Origin of the sequence: Kluyvera intermedia (assembly GCF_034424175.1) — a bacterium.
Taxonomy (GTDB): domain Bacteria; phylum Pseudomonadota; class Gammaproteobacteria; order Enterobacterales; family Enterobacteriaceae; genus Kluyvera; species Kluyvera intermedia.
The window spans coordinates 3,336,961-3,360,229 of the sequence record NZ_CP139986.1; the positions used below are offsets into that span (position 1 = coordinate 3,336,961).

At 51.4% G+C, this 23,269-nt stretch carries 24 protein-coding genes; 18 read left to right on the forward strand and 6 right to left on the reverse strand.

Annotated elements, in window-relative coordinates; translation table 11 throughout:
- Positions 1–63: 63 nt before the first annotated feature.
- Positions 64–546 carry a zinc ribbon-containing protein gene (locus tag U0026_RS16150; RefSeq protein WP_062775179.1) on the reverse strand — a complete coding sequence of 161 codons (483 nt, stop codon included), beginning with the start codon at positions 544–546 and terminating at the stop codon, positions 64–66.
- A 225-nt stretch (positions 547–771) separates the two neighbouring features.
- Between U0026_RS16150 and leuS the strand changes: the two genes are divergently transcribed.
- From leuS to lipA, 15 genes are all read left to right on the forward strand, one after another.
- Positions 772–3,354, forward strand: a complete 2,583-nt coding sequence (gene leuS / locus U0026_RS16155; RefSeq protein ID WP_156484211.1) for a leucine--tRNA ligase — start codon at positions 772–774, stop codon at positions 3,352–3,354.
- 14 nt (positions 3,355–3,368) lie between these two features.
- On the forward strand, positions 3,369–3,941 hold the full coding sequence (gene lptE, locus U0026_RS16160) for an LPS assembly lipoprotein LptE (protein ID WP_062775183.1): 573 nt from the start codon (positions 3,369–3,371) through the stop codon (positions 3,939–3,941).
- Positions 3,941–4,972 (forward strand): DNA polymerase III subunit delta, encoded by a 1,032-nt coding sequence (gene holA / locus U0026_RS16165; RefSeq protein ID WP_062775185.1) that lies wholly within the window; start codon positions 3,941–3,943, stop codon positions 4,970–4,972. Before lptE ends, holA begins: the two co-directional genes overlap by 1 nt.
- Entirely contained in the window at positions 4,965–5,624 is a 660-nt protein-coding gene (nadD, locus tag U0026_RS16170) for a nicotinate-nucleotide adenylyltransferase (protein WP_062775187.1), read from the forward strand. Before holA ends, nadD begins: the two co-directional genes overlap by 8 nt.
- A 24-nt stretch (positions 5,625–5,648) precedes the next feature.
- On the forward strand, positions 5,649–6,260 hold the full coding sequence (locus tag U0026_RS16175; protein ID WP_062775189.1) for an adenosylcobalamin/alpha-ribazole phosphatase: 612 nt from the start codon (positions 5,649–5,651) through the stop codon (positions 6,258–6,260).
- A 258-nt stretch (positions 6,261–6,518) separates the two neighbouring features.
- Positions 6,519–6,836 (forward strand): ribosome silencing factor, encoded by a 318-nt coding sequence (gene rsfS / locus U0026_RS16180; RefSeq protein ID WP_062775191.1) that lies wholly within the window; start codon positions 6,519–6,521, stop codon positions 6,834–6,836.
- A 3-nt stretch (positions 6,837–6,839) separates the two neighbouring features.
- Positions 6,840–7,307, forward strand: coding sequence for a 23S rRNA (pseudouridine(1915)-N(3))-methyltransferase RlmH (gene rlmH / locus U0026_RS16185; protein ID WP_062775192.1), 468 nt, complete (start codon positions 6,840–6,842; stop codon positions 7,305–7,307).
- 27 nt (positions 7,308–7,334) lie between these two features.
- Positions 7,335–9,236 (forward strand): peptidoglycan DD-transpeptidase MrdA, encoded by a 1,902-nt coding sequence (gene mrdA / locus U0026_RS16190; RefSeq protein ID WP_062775194.1) that lies wholly within the window; start codon positions 7,335–7,337, stop codon positions 9,234–9,236.
- A 2-nt stretch (positions 9,237–9,238) separates the two neighbouring features.
- Entirely contained in the window at positions 9,239–10,351 is a 1,113-nt protein-coding gene (gene mrdB, locus U0026_RS16195) for a peptidoglycan glycosyltransferase MrdB (protein WP_062775195.1), read from the forward strand.
- 10 nt (positions 10,352–10,361) lie between these two features.
- Entirely contained in the window at positions 10,362–11,477 is a 1,116-nt protein-coding gene (gene rlpA, locus U0026_RS16200; RefSeq protein WP_062775197.1) for an endolytic peptidoglycan transglycosylase RlpA, read from the forward strand.
- Between the two features lie 138 nt (positions 11,478–11,615).
- On the forward strand, positions 11,616–12,815 hold the full coding sequence (dacA, locus tag U0026_RS16205; protein WP_062775199.1) for a D-alanyl-D-alanine carboxypeptidase DacA: 1,200 nt from the start codon (positions 11,616–11,618) through the stop codon (positions 12,813–12,815).
- A gap of 106 nt (positions 12,816–12,921) precedes the next feature.
- Positions 12,922–13,185, forward strand: a complete 264-nt coding sequence (gene ybeD, locus U0026_RS16210; protein WP_062775201.1) for a DUF493 family protein YbeD — start codon at positions 12,922–12,924, stop codon at positions 13,183–13,185.
- A 71-nt stretch (positions 13,186–13,256) separates the two neighbouring features.
- Positions 13,257–13,928, forward strand: coding sequence for a lipoyl(octanoyl) transferase LipB (lipB, locus tag U0026_RS16215; RefSeq protein WP_062775202.1), 672 nt, complete (start codon positions 13,257–13,259; stop codon positions 13,926–13,928).
- A 308-nt stretch (positions 13,929–14,236) separates the two neighbouring features.
- Positions 14,237–15,193, forward strand: a complete 957-nt coding sequence (locus U0026_RS16220) for a YbeF family transcriptional regulator (protein WP_062775204.1) — start codon at positions 14,237–14,239, stop codon at positions 15,191–15,193.
- Between the two features lie 200 nt (positions 15,194–15,393).
- Complete coding sequence (lipA, locus tag U0026_RS16225) at positions 15,394–16,359, forward strand: lipoyl synthase (RefSeq protein WP_062775205.1); 966 nt, start codon at positions 15,394–15,396, stop codon at positions 16,357–16,359.
- A 213-nt stretch (positions 16,360–16,572) separates the two neighbouring features.
- Here lipA and tatE read toward each other — a convergent pair whose 3' ends face one another.
- Positions 16,573–16,773 (reverse strand): twin-arginine translocase subunit TatE, encoded by a 201-nt coding sequence (tatE, locus tag U0026_RS16230; RefSeq protein WP_062775207.1) that lies wholly within the window; start codon positions 16,771–16,773, stop codon positions 16,573–16,575.
- A 126-nt stretch (positions 16,774–16,899) separates the two neighbouring features.
- Entirely contained in the window at positions 16,900–17,688 is a 789-nt protein-coding gene (locus U0026_RS16235; RefSeq protein ID WP_062775208.1) for a deaminated glutathione amidase, read from the reverse strand.
- A 137-nt stretch (positions 17,689–17,825) separates the two neighbouring features.
- On the opposite strand from U0026_RS16235, the gene crcB reads away from it, so the two are divergent.
- Positions 17,826–18,203: a fluoride efflux transporter CrcB gene (gene crcB, locus U0026_RS16240; RefSeq protein WP_062775210.1), complete on the forward strand. Its 378-nt coding sequence runs from the start codon at positions 17,826–17,828 to the stop codon at positions 18,201–18,203.
- 68 nt (positions 18,204–18,271) lie between these two features.
- On the opposite strand, the gene cspE is transcribed toward crcB, so the two are convergent.
- Complete coding sequence (gene cspE / locus U0026_RS16245; RefSeq protein ID WP_000034826.1) at positions 18,272–18,481, reverse strand: transcription antiterminator/RNA stability regulator CspE; 210 nt, start codon at positions 18,479–18,481, stop codon at positions 18,272–18,274.
- Positions 18,482–18,643: 162 nt separating this feature from the next.
- A complete protein-coding gene (gene pagP / locus U0026_RS16250) occupies positions 18,644–19,219 on the reverse strand; it encodes a lipid IV(A) palmitoyltransferase PagP (RefSeq protein WP_062775212.1) in 576 nt (191 codons plus the stop codon).
- 717 nt (positions 19,220–19,936) lie between these two features.
- On the opposite strand from pagP, the gene dcuC reads away from it, so the two are divergent.
- Positions 19,937–21,307, forward strand: a complete 1,371-nt coding sequence (gene dcuC / locus U0026_RS16255) for an anaerobic C4-dicarboxylate transporter DcuC (RefSeq protein WP_062775215.1) — start codon at positions 19,937–19,939, stop codon at positions 21,305–21,307.
- A 91-nt stretch (positions 21,308–21,398) separates the two neighbouring features.
- A complete protein-coding gene (gene rna / locus U0026_RS16260) occupies positions 21,399–22,244 on the forward strand; it encodes a ribonuclease I (RefSeq protein WP_062775216.1) in 846 nt (281 codons plus the stop codon).
- Here rna and U0026_RS16265 read toward each other — a convergent pair.
- Positions 22,235–23,065, reverse strand: a complete 831-nt coding sequence (locus U0026_RS16265) for an alpha/beta fold hydrolase (RefSeq protein WP_062775218.1) — start codon at positions 23,063–23,065, stop codon at positions 22,235–22,237. The two genes, rna and U0026_RS16265, sit on opposite strands and share 10 nt — an antisense overlap.
- Between the last annotated feature and the right edge of the window lie 204 nt (positions 23,066–23,269).

Sequence of the window (23,269 nt, forward strand, 5' to 3'; positions counted from 1 at the left end):
CTTCGCTTGGCCGGGCTACATTGTAGGTAGCCCGGCCAAGCGAAGCGCCGCCGGGATTATCTACTATGGCTCAAACGGCCTGCGCTGGAACTGGTCATGTCCACATTTCGGGCAACGTGACAGCACATCAGGTGTATAAACCGCCAGGTGATAGTGGCATTTCTCGCACACCAGATTTCCCAGCCCCACCACTTCACCACTGTGGTACACGCCGTGGTGGTTGAGATCCTGAAACACCTCGCGCCACTCCAGCTGCGTCTTATCGGTAATATCCGCCAGCTCTTGCCAGATGCTCTCTTTAATCACTCGCAGGAATACGCTGTCAGACTCATCCTCCTGACTTTCACCATAGCTCATGGCGAACTCTTCCAGGTCGCGACGAACGGCGCGCAGAAGTTCATCAATTTCAGTGCGCGTTAACTCGCTGGTTTGCGCCACTTTCGCGCGCGCCTCGGCCACCAGCGTATCGATATCGCGTTCGCCGTTACGTAAGCGTTCGGTCAGTGTAGCGACCAGTTCCCGGTAAATTTGAGCAACCTTGTTCATTGTTTCCACTCCCAGCTAGTTAACCTACTCTAATAGTAGCCGTTATTTCCTTTTCGCTTTGCCAGCATCACCACAGAGTTCACAATTTAAGGCTTGAGCTTTTCACCCGCTTAACGTGCGAAAGGCTGTTTTGACGTGAGCGTTTGGGCTATGCTATGCGGATCTGGAATATCACATCTATTGGCTACATTTGTAGCTGCATTGAAAACAGGATCACTGGCTGCCATGCAAGAGCAATACCGCCCGGAAGAGATAGAATCGAAAGTCCAGCTTCATTGGGATGAGAAGCGCACATTTGAAGTTACTGAAGACGAGAGCAAAGAGAAGTATTACTGCCTGTCGATGCTTCCCTATCCTTCTGGCCGACTACACATGGGCCACGTCCGTAACTACACCATCGGCGACGTTATTGCTCGTTACCAGCGTATGCTGGGCAAAAACGTCCTGCAGCCTATCGGCTGGGATGCTTTCGGCCTGCCGGCTGAAGGTGCAGCGGTAAAAAACAATACCGCGCCCGCTCCGTGGACTTACGACAACATCGCGTACATGAAAAACCAGCTCAAAATGCTGGGCTTTGGCTATGACTGGAGCCGCGAGCTGGCAACCTGCACCCCGGAATACTACCGTTGGGAGCAGAAATTCTTCACCGAGCTGTATAAAAAAGGCCTGGTGTACAAGAAAACGTCCGCCGTTAACTGGTGCCCGAACGACCAGACCGTTCTCGCTAACGAGCAGGTTATCGATGGCTGCTGCTGGCGCTGCGACACCAAAGTCGAGCGTAAAGAGATCCCACAGTGGTTTATCAAAATCACCGCTTACGCTGACGAACTGTTAAACGATCTGGATAATCTCGATCACTGGCCTGACACCGTGAAAACGATGCAGCGCAACTGGATCGGCCGTTCTGAAGGTGTCGAAATCACCTTTGACGTGAAAGGCTACGACAACACGCTGACCGTTTACACTACCCGCCCGGACACCTTTATGGGTGCCACTTATCTGGCGGTTGCTGCCGGTCACCCTCTGGCGCAAAAAGCCGCCGCGGACAACGCGGAACTGGCTGCTTTCATCGACGAATGCCGTAACACCAAAATGGCCGAAGCCGAAATGGCGACCATGGAGAAAAAAGGCGTCGATACTGGCTTTAAAGCGGTTCACCCACTGACTGGCGAAGAAATTCCAGTCTGGGCAGCAAACTTCGTGCTGATGGAATATGGCACCGGTGCCGTGATGGCCGTTCCGGGCCACGATCAGCGCGACTACGAGTTCGCGACCAAATACAGCCTGAACATCAAACCAGTTATCCTCGCCGCTGACGGTTCCGCCCCGGATCTTTGTGAACAGGCGCTGACCGAAAAAGGCGTACTATTTAACTCTGGTGAATTTGATGGACTGAGCTTCGAAGCAGGCTTTAACGCTATTGCCGACAAACTGGTCGAAAAAGGCGTGGGTGAGCGCAAAATTAACTACCGTCTGCGTGACTGGGGCGTTTCCCGTCAACGTTACTGGGGCGCACCAATCCCAATGGTCACCCTGGAAGACGGCACCGTGCTGCCAACTCCAGAAGATCAGCTGCCGGTTATTCTGCCGGAAGATGTGGTTATGGACGGCATCACCAGCCCAATCAAAGCCGATCCAGAGTGGGCAAAAACCACCGTTAACGGTATGCCTGCGCTGCGTGAAACCGACACCTTCGATACCTTTATGGAATCATCATGGTACTACGCGCGTTACACCTGCCCGCAGTATCAGGAAGGCATGCTGGACTCTAAGGCCGCCAACTACTGGCTGCCGGTTGATATCTACATTGGCGGTATTGAACACGCTATCATGCACCTGCTGTATTTCCGCTTCTTCCACAAACTGATGCGTGATGCAGGCCTTGTGAACTCTGACGAACCGGCTAAACAGCTGCTGTGCCAGGGCATGGTTCTGGCCGATGCCTTCTACTACGTCGGCGTCAACGGCGAGCGTAACTGGGTTTCTCCGGTTGATGCTATCGTTGAGCGTGATGAAAAAGGTCGTATCGTGAAGGCGCAGGATGCTGAAGGTCATGAACTGGTGTATACCGGCATGAGCAAGATGTCCAAGTCGAAAAACAACGGCATCGACCCGCAGGTGATGGTTGAACGTTACGGCGCTGATACCGTACGTCTGTTCATGATGTTCGCCTCCCCGGCTGATATGACTCTGGAATGGCAAGAATCCGGCGTTGAAGGGGCAAACCGCTTCCTGAAACGCGTCTGGAAACTGGCATTTGAACATACCGCTCGTGGCCCGGTTGCCGCGCTGAACGCTGATACACTGAGCGAAGATCAGCAGGCGTTGCGTCGTGATATTCACAAAACTATCGCTAAAGTGACTGATGATATCGGTCGTCGTCAGACCTTCAACACCGCCATCGCGGCGATTATGGAGCTGATGAACAAGCTGGCGAAAGCACCGCAGGAAGGCGAGCAAGACCGCGCCCTGATTCAGGAAGCGCTGCTGGCCGTTGTGCGTATGCTTAACCCGTTCACCCCTCACGTCTGCTTTACTCTGTGGCAGGAACTGGGCGGCGAAGGCGATATCGACAATGCACCGTGGCCGGTTGCTGACGAAAAAGCGATGGTGGAAAACACCACGCTGGTCGTCGTGCAGGTTAACGGTAAAGTCCGCGGTAAAATCACCGTCGCCGTTGATGCAACCCAAGAACAAGTTCGTGAACGTGCAGGCCAGGAACACCTGGTAGCAAAATACCTTGAGGGCGTGACCGTACGTAAAGTGATTTACGTTCCGGGCAAGCTGCTTAACCTGGTCGTTGGCTAAGCGCGGGAGGAAGCGTGCGATATCTGACAACATTGTTGTTATCTTTGGCGGTGCTGGTCACCGCTGGATGTGGCTGGCATTTGCGCAGTACGACGCAGGTGCCGGACGAAATGAAAACTTTGATCCTGCAGTCAAGCGATCCAAACGGCCCATTAAGCCGTGCGGTGCGCGAACAGCTGCGGAGCAATGATATTACGCTGCTGGATCCAAGTACGCTGCGTAAGGATGTTCCGTCACTGCGTCTAGGCTCAAGCGGTATTCAAAAGGATACGGCATCGGTCTTCCAGAACGGTCAGACGGCGGAATACCAGATGGTGATGACCGTCAATGCCACGGTACTGATTCCGGGACAGGATATCTTCCCAATCACGACCAAGGTCTATCGTTCGTTCTTTGATAACCCGCAAAAAGCGCTGGCCAAAGACAACGAAGAAGGCATCATCATCCAGGAGATGTACCAGAAAGCCGCAGAGCAGCTGATTCGTAAACTGCCAAGCGTGCACATTGCAGATGTTAAAGAAAGCGAAGAGACAACAGCCACTACCCCGGCTGAAAGCCCTCGCGTTTCGACGACTCTGGGTAACTGATGATTCGGTTGTACCCAGAACAACTCCGCGCGCAGCTCTCTGAAGGGCTGCGCGCGGCGTATCTCCTGCTCGGTAATGACCCCCTCTTTCTCCAGGAAAGCCAGGACGCCATACGGCATGCCGCCGTCGGTGAAGGCTTTATCGAACACCATACTTTTACGCTCGATACCAGCACCGACTGGAGCGAGCTATTTTCACTTTGTCAGGCAATGAGCCTGTTCGCCAGCCGTCAGACGCTATTGCTGTTGTTGCCTGAAAATGGCCCGAATGCGGCAATTAACGAGCAAATGAACACGCTGGTGAGCCTGTTGCATGACGACCTGCTGCTTATCGTGCGCGGTAATAAGCTCACCAAATCTCAGGAAAATGCGGCCTGGCTAACCTCACTCGCCACTCGAGCAGTGCAAATCAATTGCCAGACGCCGGAACAAGCGCAACTGCCACGCTGGCTGGCGAACCGTGCTAAACAGCATAATCTCCAGCTTGATGAACCGGCCAGTCAGCTGCTTTGCTATTGCTATGAAGGCAATCTTCTGGCATTGGCGCAGGCGCTTGAGAGGCTGTCACTGCTGTGGCCTGACGGTAAACTCACGTTGCCTCGTGTTGAGCAGGCAGTTAACGACGCGGCGCACTTCACCCCGTTCCACTGGGTCGACGCCGTACTGGCCGGTAAAAGCAAACGTGCACTGCACATCCTGCAACAACTGCGGCTGGAAGGTAGTGAGCCGGTGATTTTGCTGCGCACTATTCAGCGTGAGTTGCTGCTGTTGGTGACGCTAAAACGCCACAGCGCACATACGCCCCTGCGCTCACTGTTTGATAAACACCGAGTCTGGCAGAACCGTCGGGCGATGGTGGGTGAAGCGGTGAATCGCCTTAGCAGCCCACAGCTACGTCAGGCCGTGACCTTGCTGAGCCATGCTGAGCTAACCTTAAAACAGGATTACGGTCAGTCGGTGTGGGCTGAACTGGAAAGTTTGTCGCTGCTGCTTTGTCATAAAGCGCTGCCCGACGTTTTTATTGATGGATGATATGGCAAAACTACAGGCGCTTTTCGGTGGGACCTTCGATCCCATTCATTATGGTCACCTGAAGCCGGTGGAAATTCTGGCCAATCAGATTGGTCTTTCTCGGGTGATCATTATGCCCAACAATGTGCCGCCGCATCGTCCGCAACCGGAAGCCAGCAGCGAGCAGCGCAAACTGATGGTCGAACTGGCGATTGCCGACAAACCGCTGTTTGTGCTCGACGAGCGTGAACTGCGCCGCGATACGCCGTCCTTTACGGCGGATACCCTTCAGGAATGGCGTCAGGAACAAGGTCCGGAAAAACCGTTGGCCTTTATTATCGGCCAGGATTCCCTACTCACTTTCCCAAGCTGGCATCGTTACGAAACCATTCTTGAAAACGCGCATCTGCTGGTCACCCGTCGTCCGGGATATCCACTCGCGATGGCAGAAGAAGCTTACCAACATTGGCTGGATAAACACCTCACCAGCAATATTGAGGATCTGCATAACCAGCCAGCGGGAAAAATCTATCTTGCCGAAACGCCGTGGTTTGACGTTTCTGCCACGCTTATCCGCGAACGTCTTGAACGTGATGAATCATGTGAAGAGATGATGCCGGAAGCGGTGCTGGCTTACATCATGCAGCAAGGTCTGTATCACCACGGCGCGTAGCGTCGCAATGAGGGGGAGCGCACCATGAAACTCTGGTTAGTGCGTCATGGCGAAACCGAAGCCAACGTGGCTGGACTTTATAGCGGCCATGCCCCGACTCCGCTCACTGAAAAAGGTCAAACCCAGGCCCGTCAATTGGGCAAAATGCTGCGTCAGGTTCCCTTCGATCGCGTGTTATGCAGTGAACTGGAACGGACTCACCTCACCGCCAGTCTGTTGTTAGGCGATCGTACACTCCCGCTTACCCCTCACTCGCGGTTAAACGAGATGTTTTTCGGCGATTGGGAAATGCGCCATCACCGCGATTTACAAGTCGAAGATAAAGAGAACTACGCCGCCTGGTGCAATGACTGGCAGCACGCCGCGCCCACCAACGGTGAAGGCTTTCCCGCATTTTCACAGCGCGTGAGCGATTTCGTGGGTGAGCTTGCCCATTACGATGACCAGAATCTGCTTATCGTCAGCCATCAGGGCGTCCTCAGCCTGTTAACCGCCCTGTTATTGGGAATGCCGACCGCCAGCATGTGGCATTTCCGCATCGACCATGGCGCCTGGAGCGTCATCGATATTTCGCAACAGTTTGCCACGCTAAGAGTACTCAATAGCCGCGCTATCTGGTTGCCAGACGAAGCATAAGACGGATTTCTGCTCTTGTGACTCGCCAATCCATTGACACGCATAAATAGACTGTTATTCTCCGCAGCCTGAAACATCCCCCTCCAGCATTTGTGGACAGAAATTGTTTTACAAAAATGGCGATGCAATCGGCATTAAGGAATGGGATGATAGCCCGCCTGAACGGCAGTAGCCGTTTTTAATCCCGACATGACGTTCAGTTCGGGTATACTGTCGGGCTATTTTATATTGTTTATCTTCACACCCCAGGGGGAACACTTGCAGGGTAAAGAACTCCAGGATTTTGTTGCTGACAAAATTGATGATTTGAAAGGTCAGGATATCGTCACTATCGATGTTCACGGTAAATCCAGCATCACCGATTGCATGATTATTTGCACCGGTACTTCCAGCCGCCACGTTATGTCCATTGCCGATCATGTGGTTCAGGAATCCCGCGCTGCCGGTCTGCTGCCACTGGGCGTTGAAGGCGAAAATGTTGGTGATTGGATCGTCGTCGATTTAGGCGATGTTATCGTCCACGTCATGCAGGAAGAGAGCCGTCGTCTGTATGAACTGGAAAAGCTCTGGGGTTAAGTTGTGAAGCTGCAGTTGGTCGCCGTCGGCACCAAAATGCCGGATTGGGTACAAACCGGTTTTACCGAATACCTTCGTCGCTTTCCGAAAGATATGCCGTTCGAACTGGTAGAAATTCCTGCCGGTAAGCGCGGTAAAAACGCGGACATCAAACGTATTCTGGATAAAGAAGGCGAAATGATGATCGCCGCCGCAGGAAAAAACCGTATCGTCACGCTGGATATCCCTGGAAAGCCCTGGGATACGCCTCAGCTTGCTCGTGAGCTGGAGCGCTGGAAGCTTGATGGTCGTGACGTCAGTTTGTTGATTGGCGGTCCTGAAGGTCTTTCTCCGGCATGCAAAGCCGCAGCAGAACAAAGTTGGTCGCTCTCCACATTGACGCTCCCTCACCCGCTTGTGCGCGTGCTGGTTGCCGAAAGCCTGTATCGGGCGTGGAGCATTACCACCAACCACCCTTACCACCGCGAGTAATGATGACCAGGGTAGATTAAGCAGCGAATGAAACTACAGAATTCTTTTCGCGACTATACGGCAGAGTCCGCGCTCTTTGTGCGCCGGGCGGTGGTCGCTTTTTTGGGAATTTTGCTGCTGACCGGCGTGCTGATTGCCAATCTCTACAATTTACAGATTGTGCGTTTCACCGACTACCAGACGCGTTCTAACGAAAACCGCATCAAATTGGTTCCAATCGCCCCGAGCCGCGGCATCATTTACGATCGCAACGGTGCTCCGCTGGCGTTAAACCGGACCATCTACCAACTGGAAATCATGCCGGAGAAGGTCGACAGCGTGCAACAGACCATCGATGGTCTGCGTAACGTTGTTGATCTTTCTGATGACGATATTGCCGCTTTCAAAAAAGAGCGCGCCCGTTCGCACCGCTTTACTTCAATACCGCTTAAAACGAACCTCACGGAAGTACAGGTCGCGCGCTTCGCCGTTAACCAGTACCGCTTCCCAGGCGTAGAAGTGAAAGGCTATAAACGCCGCTTCTATCCGTACGGCTCCGCCCTGACCCACGTTATCGGCTACGTCTCTAAAATTAATGATAAAGACGTCGACAGACTCGATAAGGACGGCAAGCTGGCCAACTACGCGGCCACCCACGATATTGGCAAACTCGGTATTGAGCGCTATTACGAAGACATGCTGCATGGTCAAACCGGCTATGAAGAGGTTGAAGTCAACAACCGTGGCCGTGTCATTCGCCAGCTCAAAGAAGTCCCGCCACAGGCAGGACACGATATTTATCTGACCATCGACCTGAAGCTACAGCAGTATGTTGAAACGCTGCTGGCCGGTAGTCGCGCAGCCGTCGTGGTCACCGACCCGCGTACGGGGAGCATCCTGGCGCTGGTGTCGATGCCAAGCTACGATCCCAATCTGTTCGTTGATGGCATCTCCAGCAAAGATTACAGCGGTCTGTTGAACGACCCGAATACTCCGCTGGTTAACCGTGCCACGCAGGGGGTTTACCCACCGGCCTCCACGGTAAAACCGTACGTTGCTGTCTCTGCAATGAGCGCGGGGGTTATCAACCGCAATACCAGCCTGTTTGACCCGGGCTGGTGGCAGCTTCCAGGTTCTGAAAAACGCTATCGTGACTGGAAAAAATGGGGCCACGGCCACCTGAACGTCACGAAAGCGCTGGAAGAATCAGCGGATACCTTCTTCTATCAGGTCGCCTACGATATGGGGATCGACCGCTTATCCGAGTGGATGACCAAATTTGGCTACGGTGATTATACCGGCATCGACCTTGCGGAAGAGCGCTCGGGTAACATGCCAACTCGCGACTGGAAGCTGAAACGTTTTAAAAAACCATGGTATCAGGGTGACACCATCCCGGTCGGTATCGGACAGGGCTACTGGACGGCAACGCCAATCCAGATGAGTAAAGCGCTGATGATCCTGATTAACGATGGCATCATTAAAACCCCTCACCTTCTGGCAAGTACAGTAGAAGAAGGGAAAAAAGTACCGTGGATGCAGCCACAGGAACCCCCTATTGGCGATATTCACTCCGGCTACTGGGAAATTGCCAAAGACGGGATGTATGGCGTCGCCAACCGGGGTAACGGTACTGCTCACAAGTACTTTGCTAACGCACCGTATAAAATCGCGGCGAAATCCGGTACGGCACAGGTCTTTGGCCTGAAAGCTAACGAAACGTATAACGCGCATCGTATTGCCGAGCGTTTGCGTGACCATAAATTAATGACCGCTTTTGCGCCTTATAATGATCCACAGGTCGCTGTGGCGATCATTTTAGAGAACGGCGGTGCAGGCCCGGCGGTGGGTACCATCATGCGTCAGATTCTTGACCACATCATGCTGGGTGATAACAACACCGACCTGCCAGCCGAAAATCCAGCGGCTACCGCGGCGGAGGACCAATAATCATGACGGATAATCCGAACAAAAAATCCATATGGGATAAAATCCATATCGACCCAGCCATGCTGCTGATCCTGCTGGCGCTGCTGACCTACAGTGCGCTGGTTATCTGGAGCGCCAGCGGCCAGGATATGGGGATGACGGAACGTAAGATCGGTCAGATCGCCATGGGGCTGGTTATCATGGTCGTGATGGCGCAGATCCCGCCTCGCGTTTATGAAGGCTGGGCGCCCTGGCTGTACATTGTCTGTATTATTCTGCTGGTGGCGGTTGACGCCTTTGGCGCCATATCCAAAGGCGCGCAGCGCTGGCTTGACCTCGGCATCGTCCGTTTCCAGCCCTCCGAGATTGCTAAAATTGCCGTCCCCTTAATGGTGGCTCGTTTTATCAACCGTGATGTCTGCCCACCTTCACTGAAAAATACCGGCATTGCGCTGGTATTGATTTTCATGCCAACCCTGTTGGTTGCCGCACAGCCTGACCTGGGGACCTCTATTCTGGTCGCCCTCTCCGGTCTGTTCGTGCTATTCCTCTCAGGCTTGAGCTGGCGCTTAATTCTGGTCGCCGTCTTGCTGGTCGCCGCCTTTATCCCGATTTTGTGGTTCTTCCTGATGCACGACTATCAGCGCCAACGTGTGATGATGCTGCTGGATCCGGAATCCGACCCACTTGGCGCGGGCTACCATATCATCCAGTCGAAAATCGCCATTGGCTCCGGAGGTCTGCGCGGTAAAGGCTGGCTGCACGGAACGCAATCGCAGCTCGAATTCCTGCCTGAACGCCACACCGATTTTATTTTCGCGGTGCTTGCCGAGGAGTTAGGCCTTATCGGTATTCTGGTTCTACTGGCGCTCTATGTGCTGCTGATTATGCGTGGCTTATGGATTGCCGCCCAGGCGCAAACCACCTTTGGCCGTGTCATGGCCGGCGGGTTGATGCTGATTTTATTCGTTTATGTGTTCGTAAATATTGGTATGGTAAGTGGCATCTTGCCGGTGGTTGGCGTGCCGCTACCGTTAGTCAGCTACGGGGGTTCTGCCCTCATCGTACTGATGGCCGGGTTCGGTATCGTGATGTCGATACACACCCACAGAAAAATGTTGTCAAAAAGCGTCTAAGGGGTGCTCAATGCGTAAGCAATGGCTTGGGATCTGCATAGCGGCAGGGCTGCTGGCGGCTTGTTCGAGTGATGATGTTCAGAAACAGACCGTTTCAGCACCACAACCTGCGGTATGTAACGGCCCAACGGTCGAAATCAGCGGGGCCGATCCACGCTTTGAACCGCTGAATGCCACCGCCAATCAGGATTACGAGCGCGACGGTAAGAAATACAAAATCGTCCAGGATCCGTCAACATTCAGCCAGGCCGGTTTCGCTGCCATTTATGACGCCGAACCTGGCAGCAATCTGACGGCGAGCGGTGAAGCATTCGATCCGAACCAGCTTACCGCCGCGCATCCCACGCTGCCTATTCCGAGCTATGCGCGTATCACCAACCTTGCCAATGGTCGGATGATCGTGGTGCGCATTAACGATCGTGGCCCATACGGTAACGATCGCGTGATTTCACTCTCACGCGCATCCGCAGATCGCCTGAATAACTCGAACAATACGAAAGTCCGTATCGATCCGATTATTGTGGCTCAGGATGGTTCGCTTTCAGGGCCAGGCATGGCGTGTACGACCGTCGCCAAACAAACTTACGCCCTTCCTGACCGCCCTGATTTGAGCGGTGGTATGGGTAGCGTATCCTCAGCACCACAGGCAGTCTCGCCGCAGGGCGACGTTCGGGCAATCAGCAATGACACACTAACCTCCGAGAGCACAGGCGAAGGCGCTCCGGTTAAAAGTAGTGGTTTCCTGGGTGCACCAACTCCGCTAAACAGCGGCGTTCTCGAAGACACCGCGCCGGCTGTTTCAACACAGGCTGCCGCTACCGCCCCTGTTACTGCTCCCGTAACCGCACCAGCAAGCGCGGCAACGGCTGCTGTAGCAGCCCCTGCAGCTACCTCTGCGACGGGTGACTTTGTGGTTCAGGTTGGCGCCGTCAGCGATCAAGCTCGCGCCCAGCAATACCAGCAGCGTTTAAGCCAGCAATTTTCCGTTCCTGGTCGCGTCACGCAAAACGGTGCCGTCTGGCGTATTCAGCTCGGGCCGTTTAGCAGCAAAGGCGAGGCTAGCACCATACAGCAACGTTTGCAGAGCGAAGCTCAACTGCAATCGTTTATTACACGCGCCAACTAAAACGCTCAGAGGTATCCGAATTTTCGTATATGACAAAGTCATTAACAAAGTCATATACGATGTCGGATGCCTGTCTGTAAGGCATTTGTTATAGTAAGGCACTTTTTTCACTTCATCACGGATGTCGTTGTTTTGACCATGAAGACCTCTTTCCTCGCACGCTTACTGATTCCGGCGCTTTCCGTCGCAGCTCTGACTTCCGCTGCTCACGCCGATGACCTGAATATTAAAACAATGATCCCAGGCGTTCCGCAGATTGACGCGGAGTCCTACATTCTTATTGATTACAACTCTGGCAAGGTACTGGCAGAGCAAAACGCGGACACTCGCCGCGACCCAGCAAGTCTGACCAAAATGATGACCAGCTACGTCATCGGTCAGGCAATGAAAGCCGGAAAGTTCAAAGAGTCTGATCTGGTGACCATCGGCAACGATGCCTGGGCAACCGGTAACCCGGTATTTAAAGGCTCATCGCTGATGTTCCTGAAACCAGGCATGCAGGTACCGGTATCACAGCTGATTCGCGGGATTAACTTGCAGTCAGGCAACGATGCCTGTGTAGCAATGGCCGACTATGTCGCCGGTAGCCAGGACGCCTTCGTCGGCCTGATGAACAGCTACGTTAACGCACTGGGCCTGAAGAACACCCACTTCCAGACCGTTCACGGCCTGGACGCCGATGGGCAATACAGCTCCGCACGTGATATGGCGCTGATCGGTCAGTCGCTTATCCGCGACGTGCCGAACGAGTACACCATCTATAAAGAAAAAGAGTTCACCTTTAACGGCATCCGCCAGATGAACCGTAACGGCCTGCTGTGGGATAACAGCCTGAACGTTGACGGCATCAAAACCGGCCATACCGACAAAGCTGGCTATAACCTGGTGGCATCAGCAACCGAAGGCCAGATGCGTCTGGTGTCTGCGGTGATGGGTGGACGTACCTATAAAGGTCGTGAAACCGAAAGCAAAAAGCTGCTGACCTGGGGCTTCCGCTTCTTTGAAACCGTTAACCCAATCAAAGCGGGTAAAGAGTTTGCCTCAGAACCAGCCTGGTTTGGCGATAACGACCGTGCCTCATTGGGTGTGGACAAAGACGTTTACCTGACCATCCCACGTGGCCGCATGAAAGACCTGAAAGCCAGCTACGTGCTGACTACCAGCGAGCTGCATGCGCCATTGCAGAAAAATCAGGTTGTTGGGACCATTAACTTCCAGCTGGACGGCAAAATTATCGACCAGCGTCCACTGGTGGTGCTGCAGGAAATTCCTGAAGGGAACTTCTTCGGCAATATCATTGATTACATTAAATTAATGTTCCACCATTGGTTTGGTTAAAAATCACCCACTTGAAAGTGTGATTTCCATCCCCATATAATATGCATTGTAAAAACAACTCCCGCCCAAGATGCGGGAGTTGTTCTTTTTTAACACTGGAGCTGACATGAAAACCAAACTGAACGAACTGCTTGAATTCCCTACACCATTTACTTACAAAGTAATGGGTCTGGCGAAACCTGAGCTGGTTGACCTGGTGGTTGAAGTGGTACAGCGCCATGCGCCAGGTGACTACTCTCCGCAGATAAAACCGAGCAGCAAAGGCAACTACCACTCGGTGTCTATTACCATCAACGCCACCCATGTTGAACAGGTAGAAACGTTGTACGAAGAGTTGGGCAATATTGAAATTGTTCGTATGGTGCTGTAATTGCATCTGATGTTACCCGGTATCGCCGGGTAACTCCGCCCTCCCCCTTCCCTGTGATATACTCTGCGTCCATGATTCCTCCTCTTAGCGGAGACCCTGTTTTGGACTTTAATACCCTCCTCATTCGTCAGCTTGGCCTTCAGCCCTATGAGCCCATCTCGCAAGCCATGCACGACTTCACCGATACCCGTGATGAAACAACGCTGGATGAAATCTGGCTGGTTGAGCATCAGCCGGTGTTTACGCAAGGACAGGCAGGTAAAGCTGAGCACGTATTGGTTCCCGGTGATATTCCGGTCATTCAGAGCGACCGTGGCGGCCAGGTCACCTATCATGGCCCAGGCCAGCAGGTGATGTACGTTTTGCTGAATCTAAAACGACGCAAACTTGGCGTCCGTGAGTTGGTCACGCTGCTGGAACAAACCGTGGTCAATACGCTGGCAGAGTTAGGTATTGAAGCCCACCCAAGAGCGGATGCTCCGGGAGTTTATGTGGGTGAGAAAAAGATTTGCTCGCTCGGTCTACGCATTCGCAAAGGCTGCTCATTCCACGGCCTTGCGCTGAATATTGCGATGGATTTATCTCCGTTCCTGAGAATTAACCCTTGTGGTTATGCGGGAATGGAAATGGCGCAGGTATCGCAGTGGGATTCAGCGGCTAAACCTGAAAATATTTCGCCGATTTTAGTTTCCCAATTTTTAGCGCTGCTTAATAATCCGCCTCACGAATATATCGCCGCTTAATATATTATATATTCTGACCCAATATTCTATTGGGTCATTGTCCGGCGCTTTATCAGCACATGAGGACAGGCCGCGCCATGAGGCCACTCACCGCTCAAATATCCCCACAGAAATGTCTACTGCCTCTCACTTTCATGAAAAATCACCACTAATTGCATTAATACTTCTAATATATTAAAAATATTAATAGGTTGAGTTTTCACGTAAAATTTCTGTTTTCACCTTGCGAATTTGTGTCTGCCGTAATAATAACAATAATAAAATCATCAACTATCATTCATGGAGTGAATGAATTCGGAGTGAGCAGTGTGGATTATAACGGTAAGCCAGAAAATAAAGTTAACCTAAACGTCGATAATGATACGCCACAAATTTTTCGCACCCTGCGTAATATAGATCTTAATTTATTGACCATATTTGAAGCAGTATACGTCCATAAAGGTATCGTCAATGCGGCGAAAATTTTAAACCTTACGCCGTCTGCTATTAGCCAATCCATTCAGAAACTCAGACTACTTTTTCCTGATCCACTGTTTATCCGTAAAGGCCAGGGCGTCACGCCCACGGCTTATGCTACGCATTTGCATGAGTATATAAGTCAGGGGCTGGAGTCGATTCTCGGGGCACTGGATCTCAATGGTAGCTACGATAAACAGCGGGTGATCACTATCGGAACAGCGGCTTCAACCGGCGCTATCGTGATGCCGGTTATCTATCAAGCCGTAAAGAAAACCTATCCGCATGTCCTGCTAAGAAACGTTGCGGTCACCGATGCCAATACGCAACTCAGCCAGTTTCAGACCGATCTGGTGATTGATAATTACGAGCACAACAATCCACGCACGCTGGGGCGGCATCCCTTGTTCAGTGATACTTTGGTTCTTGTTTGCCGCCACGACCATCCGATACACCAGGTTGGGCCATCTGCTGATGCCCTCGTTCAGTATGAGCACACGCTGCTGACGATGGATGGTGCCGGTAACAGTGACTTATATAAGCGCATTCGCGACATGCTGCCAGACCGTCAGGTGAGCGTAAGCAGTTACAATCTGTTCACTATTGCGTCACTGATCGCCTCAAGCGACCTGATCGGTATCATGCCGCAACGTTTTTATCATATTTTCAAACAGTGCTGGCCGCTGAGTACGTTAGACTTCGCGCCTCTGCAGCAAGAACAGCTCGACTTTTCATTGCATTACAACAAACTCAGTTTGCGTGACCCGGTAATGCAAAATATTATCAACGTCATCCAGGAGGCATTCTAGAACGAATCCCCCCTTATTCCTGTTGCCGGCAAAAAAGCATTATTCAACAACTATTTTACAATTTGCCGGCCTGATAGGCTGCTTTATACACCGTTTCAATGCTATACTGCGTGCCATTAATTCAAAAATAGTTGATAAATACAACATTCGCTTGAATTGAAACGCTTTCCCTCGATACTCGGAACTGGAAGACGCACGCTATGAGTAAACCCATTGTGATGGAACGCGGTGTTAAGTACCGCGACGCCGATAAAATGGCCCTAATCCCGGTTAAAAACGTGGTAACAGAGCGCGAAGCGCTGCTGCGAAAACCGGAATGGATGAAAATTAAACTTCCGGCGGACTCTTCCCGTATTCAGGGCATCAAAGCAGCCATGCGTAAAAATGGCCTGCACTCCGTATGTGAAGAAGCCTCTTGCCCGAACCTGGCGGAATGCTTTAACCACGGTACCGCCACCTTTATGATCCTCGGGGCAATCTGTACCCGCCGCTGCCCATTCTGCGATGTGGCCCACGGCCGTCCAGTGACGCCAGATGCCAATGAACCGCAGAAACTGGCGCAAACTATCGCCGACATGGCGCTGCGTTATGTGGTAATTACCTCTGTGGATCGTGACGATCTGCGCGATGGCGGCGCTCAGCATTTTGCCGACTGTATTTCCGCTATCCGCGAGAAAAGCCCGAGCATCAAGATCGAAACGCTGGTACCTGACTTCCGTGGCCGTATGGATCGCGCGCTGGATATCCTGACCGCGACCCCACCAGACGTCTTCAACCACAACCTGGAAAACGTACCGCGCATTTACCGTAACGTTCGCCCAGGCGCTGACTACAACTGGTCACTGAAGCTGCTAGAGCGTTTTAAAGAAGCACACCCTGAGATCCCAACCAAATCCGGGCTCATGGTTGGCTTAGGCGAAACCAACGCCGAAATCGTTGAAGTGATGCGCGATCTGCGTCGTCATGGCGTCACCATGCTGACGCTTGGGCAGTATCTGCAACCTAGTCGCCACCACTTACCGGTACAGCGTTACGTTAGCCCGGATGAATTCGAAGAGATGAAAGCCGAAGCTATGGCGATGGGCTTCACCCATGCTGCCTGCGGCCCATTCGTGCGTTCGTCTTACCATGCGGATCTCCAGGCTAAAGGCATGGAAGTGAAGTAAGCTTCGCAGCTGGAAACACGAAGCCGCGCTCGTTAAGATCGCGGCTTTTTTATGCCTGTATGAGTAATAAATTGTTTCAATAAGACAATTTTAGCAATGTTAATCGCATAAAAAAGGGCAACAACGGCTTGTCGTTGTCACCCTTCCTGCGAGTCATTAACCTCGCGCATGGCACGCACAGTTGTCTGCACACCACGTTAACCGCTGCCCTGCTTACTCTTTATGAGAGAGTTTTTCTGCCGGAGCTTCTTCTGCGCTTTTCTGCGCACTGGTTTCATCGTCATTCATGGCTTTCTTAAAGCCCTTGATCGCTGAACCCAAGTCTCCACCCAGTGTCCGTAATTTTTTGGTACCAAACACCAGAACAATCAGTGCTGCCACTACCAGCAGTTTGGTAATACTAATCTCACCCATAGATACCTTCTTCTCAAAAACAGGCTGCAGAATGCGCCACATCACTGTAGGTTATTAACGGTCATCTGGCGCGCGCACACAATAGCAATCTGTAACAAGGTGAATCAAGCGTTGTTTAAAAAAACGTCATATTAATTGCGGTAGCGCAAAGCGTCGGTTCTCTAGCACCGGTAGCTGCTGTCTAACGGTTAAAAGATGATCGCGTGACACCTCTGAAACAACCAGCTGCGGCGACAATCCTGCCCCGGCGAGGGTGATCCCGAGTGGGTCAATGATATAACTTTGCCCAATATTTCGATTTCCACACTCACCGCTGGCGACCACGTAGCAGGTGGTATCCAGCGCACGAGCCGCCAGCAGCGTCGACCAATGATGCTCCTTCAGCGGCCCACGAACCCAGGCAGCAGGTAGCGCCAGTATTTCTGCACCTTGCAGTGCCAGCGCTAGCGCCATATCGGGAAAGCGTAAATCATAGCAAGTCATCAGTCCGACCTTAAAGCCAGCCACCTCAATCAGCGGCGGTAGCGTTTGTCCGGCATCAACCCGTTTTGATTCCTGAATCGAAAAAGCATCATACAGATGCAGCTTGTGATAGTGGGCAATCACCTCTCCAGCGCGTAGCGCCACCAGCGTATTCCTTGCCCGGCCATCGTCAGAAGGGGTATGTACGGTAAAAATAGTCGTTAGCGTATCGCCACAGCTCTGCGCCTTGAGATGCTGAATAAAACCGCCGTCCAACGGCTGGGCTGATTTTACCGACAGGTCAGGGTCACGATCATCACGAGCCAGCAATGCCTCCGGCAATACAAGCAGCTCCGCTCCCTGCTCCACGGCCGATTTCATCAGCGTCACGCAGGTCTGCGCATTCACCCGCCACTCTGGCGTAACAGCAAACTGTCCCACAGCCACCCGCATGTCTGCTCCTTAAATTTGGCAATTATTTCAACATCATGAATAATGGTTAGGCTATGCCCTTAAAAACAGGTATAGAGTCAGACTCACCTCTGGCGTAATACGCTCAGGGGATTTATCAAAAATGGCAGGAAATACGCATGATGCAACTTTTATTAGCCGTTTTTATTGGCGGAGGCTCCGGTAGCGTCGCCCGCTGGTTGCTAAGCCTCAAGCTTAACCCAATGCACCACGCCCTGCCCCTGGGTACGCTTACGGCAAACCTGGTTGGCGCCTTTATTATTGGCGCTGGACTGGCGTGGTTTAACCGTCTGCCACAGATTGATCCGATGTGGAAATTGCTTATCACCACCGGTTTTTGCGGTGGGCTAACCACCTTTTCGACATTCTCATTAGAAGTCGTTTTTCTGCTGCAAGCGGGGAAATTTGGCTGGGCGCTGTTAAACGTCGCGGTCAATTTACTGGGATCATTTGCCATGACGGCTCTCGCCTTTTGGTTATTCACGGCCAGTCGGTAGGCATAAAAGAGGCGAAAAAAAACCCGCGATTAAGCGGGTTTTGAATTCTGAATGCTAGCGTCGCTTAATTACAGAGCGGTTACGTTAGCAGCAGAAGGGCCTTTGGCACCGTTAGTGATTTCGAACTCTACGCGCTGACCTTCAGCCAGAGTTTTGAAACCGTTGGTCTGGATTGCAGAGAAATGTACGAATACATCTTTGCTACCATCTTCAGGAGTAATGAAACCGAATCCTTTGGACTCATTAAACCACTTAACGTTACCTTTAATCTTAGACATCAAAATTACCTTTATATGAAAAAACGACACTCATCTGTGTCAGTAACCAGTACAACAATTGTGATGCGTTTTGTCCAGCCCCAGTTCGTCAAAAAGTGATAAATGTCGCTAACTTTTATTCGCGGGTTGACTTTGTCCTGCACTCCGCTACACACCTGGATTTCAGAACTGGAAACGCAGCCAGGCGAAGTAGACATTACCGTTGTTATAGGTTCCAGGAATGTAGGTCATCTGGAACGTTGCCGGGCCGTAGCCTATCGACGCCATCGGTAACACTACCGGTACCGGAATATAGTTCCAGTTATCACGCGCCGTTACACCCACGGTATACCCCAATCCCCAATGGAAATTATCATCCGCCAGCGGTCGCCAGGTGGCTTCCCAACCATAGCCGCCGATGGGTTCCCATTTGTTATAAGAGTCCTTAAAGGCCATCAGATAAATACCGTGCCAGTTACCTTTATCATCCCAGCGCGACACGCCGAAACCCGCCCCCCAGGGACGTTCGTTGTAACGGTCGGTTTTATCTTTGTCATAGGCAAACCGGGCATGCCAGGTAATCGCTGGCACGTACAAATCGTAATTCTGCGGCGCTTGCCATGTTTCGGCCACATTGTCGCTCAATGTGTTGTAGCCCTCTTTTACCGTTTGTGTAAAAGAGGCATAGGCAGGTTGTACCGCACTAAGCAGTCCAACAGAAACACATACCAGGAGAATAAATTTTTTTAATTTTAACACGATACTCTTGCCTATTAATCATCCATTACGAATAGTCTATCAAGAGTAAACTTAATCGCACCTTAACAGCATCGAAAACAACTCTATTTTTTTTGCTTCAATAGCAAATTAGAATAATCTTAGGGCCAGCGTCAAGTAAATACCATGGGCGATGATGAATAGTTATGGCTCGCCACCGCTCACTTTATGCACTTCTGATACTTCTGCAGCACAACTCACCCAAACTAAATAAGGTTATATTTAACAAATGACATTATCCCTTATATTATTCAGGCTTTAAATAATTCCTTTACCATTTAATTTAATAGTGAACACACTGATATTTTCTATTTATATTATTTATGCCCCGAACACAGCAAGCATCTATTGAGCCAAAAAAACGACCGCAACGCGCGATCAAATTCGCTGTTTGTAGGGTTATCATACGCTTTGATGACAAACTGCATCTCACAGACATTACCGCACACACCAATATCCATAGAAAAAATAACATTCCATTTACCTTAATTGTTTATTATTCCACCACCACGCTATACTCGATGCGAGGATAATGTTCAGCTTTGTGAGAACATCGCGTAAACTGAACTATCGTTGCCTTAATCAGGCTATTTTTTGATTTTCATCAGCTAAATCTGCCGCATTTTTCGGCACATTCCACCCCTAACTTTTTGGTGCAAATCTGCATCAACGTTTACAACTGGGCGATAGGTGTTAATAATGTTAACGTTCTTTGAACTCCTGATTGGTGTTGTGGTTATTGTCGGCGTAGCCCGCTACATCATCAAAGGTTATTCCGCAACGGGAGTCCTTTTCGTTGGTGGCCTGTTACTGCTGATTGCCAGCGCATTGATGGGCCATAAGATTTTACCGAGCAGTGAAACCAGTACCGGTTACTCCGCAACTGATATCATCGAATATATCAAGATCCTACTGATGAGCCGTGGCGGCGACCTCGGCATGATGATCATGATGCTGTGTGGCTTTGCAGCTTATATGACGCACATTGGCGCCAATGATATGGTTGTGAAGCTGGCCTCCAAGCCGCTGAAGTTTATCAACTCACCCTATTTGTTGATGATTGCCGCTTATTTTGTAGCATGTCTGATGTCGCTGGCCGTCTCTTCCGCCACCGGCCTTGGCGTATTGTTAATGGCAACCCTGTTCCCGGTCATGGTCAACGTCGGTATCAGCCGTGGCGCCGCTGCTGCTATTTGTGCGTCACCGGCGGCGATTATTCTATCACCAACATCCGGCGACGTTGTGTTGGCTGCTAAAGCCGCTGAAATGCCGTTAATTGATTTTGCTTTCAAGACCACCCTGCCTATTTCTATTGCCGCTATTATTGCTATGGCTATCGCCCATTTCTTCTGGCAGCGCTATCTTGATAAAAAAGAAAATATCTCTCATGAGATGTTGGACGTAAATGAAATTACCACCACCGCACCAAACTTCTATGCCATCTTGCCCTTTACGCCGATTATTGGCGTATTGATTTTCGATGGCAAATGGGGCCCGGAACTGCATATTATTGCTATTCTGGTTATCTGCATGCTGCTGGCAGCCGTGCTGGAATTCTTCCGTGGCTTTAATACTCAGAAAGTCTTTGCCGGTCTTGAAGTCGCCTATCGCGGCATGGCTGACGCCTTTGCTGGCGTGGTAATGCTGTTAGTCGCCGCGGGCGTATTCGCTCAGGGTCTGAGTACCATCGGCTTTATTAACAGCCTTATCTCTATCGCTACCTCGTTTGGTTCCGCCAGTATTATTCTGATGCTCGTACTGGTTGTGCTAACCATGCTGGCGGCAATGACCACGGGTTCTGGCAACGCGCCATTCTATGCTTTCGTCGAGATGATCCCAAAACTGGCTCACTCCTCCGGCATCAACCCAGCGTATCTCTCCATCCCAATGCTACAAGCTTCAAACCTGGGTCGTACTATCTCCCCGGTCTCAGGTGTGGTTGTGGCGGTTGCGGGGATGGCAAAAATTTCACCGTTTGAAGTGGTTAAACGTACCTCGGTGCCCGTTATTGTCGGCCTGATTGTGGTGATTATTGCCACCGAAATTCTGGTCCCAGGCGTCGCCGCGTAAGTATTTCCTAGCTAAATAAATAAGGCGCCTGATGGTGCCTTATTTTATGATTTAATAACATGACAAATGATAAAAACGTGGAGTCAGGAAAATGCTCAGGAAGAATATTGTGTCAGGATGCGCACTGCTGTTGTGTGCTGGTAGCCTTCATGCCGCCCCACTCACGCCGACACAATATGGTGACTTCGACCGTTATGTTCTGGCCCTCTCATGGCAAACGGGCTTTTGCCAAAGCCTGCATGACCGCAACCGCAAGGAACCACTAGAGTGTCATCGACAAACAGAGGCGAGCAATAAAGCCGATTATTTAACCGTGCACGGCTTATGGCCAAGCCTGCCGGGCTCTATCGCTTCCCGCGGCGTCGATAACAACCGCTGGATGCGTTTTGGCTGTGCCACCCGCCCTATCCCAAATATGCCCGAAGCCAAAGCTAGCCGAAAATGTGCGGCGCAAGAGACCGGGTTATCTTTGGAAATAGCCAATAAGCTCAACCAGGTCATGCCTGGCAGCGGCGGGAAAACCTGCCTGGAACGCTACGAATATGCCAAACATGGCGTCTGCTTTGGTTTCGATCCCGATGACTATTTCGGCACGATGGTTCGCCTGAATAGTGAGATAAAACAGAGTGCACTCGGCCAGTTCCTCGCCGACAATTACGGTAAAACGGTCACCCGCGTAAGCTTTGATAATGCCGTCGCCAGCGCTTTTGGCAAAGACAACGTCAAAGCGATTAAGCTCACCTGCAACGGTAATCCGGCGTATTTGACTGAAATGCAGATAGCCATCAAAGCAGCCAGCATTAACGCACCGCTTTCCAGTGATTCGCTATTACCACAGCCACACCCGGGCAACTGCGGTAAACAATTTGTACTGGATAAGATTGGTTACGGATCCCAGCCCCCGTTTTTCACGGGGGCCAGATCCGACTACTTCTGAATAAATTCCAGCAAATCGGCATTGATCTGATGTTTGTGCGTGGTACAAATTCCGTGTGAACCGCCGTGGTAAACCTTCAGCTCAGCGTCCGGTAGGATCTCTGCCGCCACCTTGCCGCAACTTTCAATCGGCACTATCTGGTCCTCATCGCCGTGAATCACAAGCGTTGGGATGGTCATCTTACGCAGGTCTTCACGCAGGTCAGTTTCAGAGAACGCTTTGATACAGTCGTAAAGCGCCTTAATCGATCCCTGCAACCCCTGCTCCACAAAGCCTTCACGCACGGCTTTTGATTCCTTCGCGCCATCACGGTTATAACCGTAAAACGCCGCCGTCAGTTCGTAGAAGAACGCACCGCGATCGTTAATCACGCCGTCACGAATCCCGTCAAATACCTCAATCGGCACACCGCTCGGGTTAAAATCGGTTTTCACCATGATTGGCGTCACCGCGCCTATTAGCACCGCTTTTGCCACTCGGCTCGTGCCATGACGCCCAATATAGCGTGCCACTTCCCCCCCGCCGGTGGAGTGACCAACGTGGATTGCCTCTTTTAAATTCAGATGCGCCGTGAGTTCGGCCAGATCATCTGCATACTGATCCATATTGTGCCCATCCCAGGGTTGAGCCGATCGTCCGTGTCCTCGTCTATCGTGGGCGATTACGCGATACCCTTTTGAACCCAGATACAACATCTGATCCTCGAATGCATCAGCCGTCAGCGGCCAACCGTGACTAAACACGATAGGTTGCCCGCTCCCCCAATCCTTGAACCAGAGGTAACTACCATCTTTCAGGGTCAGTTTATCGAAACCGCTCATACATTCTCCTGTGCTGGAGGGACGCTGCCAGGCGCAGCTTAAAAAGAATAATCCATATTTGCTGGTTGTGATGTCTTTCGCATAAAATTCATACAGAGAATAATTCACCGTGTCTGAATGTGCGCTACATCACTTCAAACCTGACGCTGGGATCAGTATGATGGGATCAGATGAACCCTTGCCGCTGGCGGTGAGGGTTTTCTT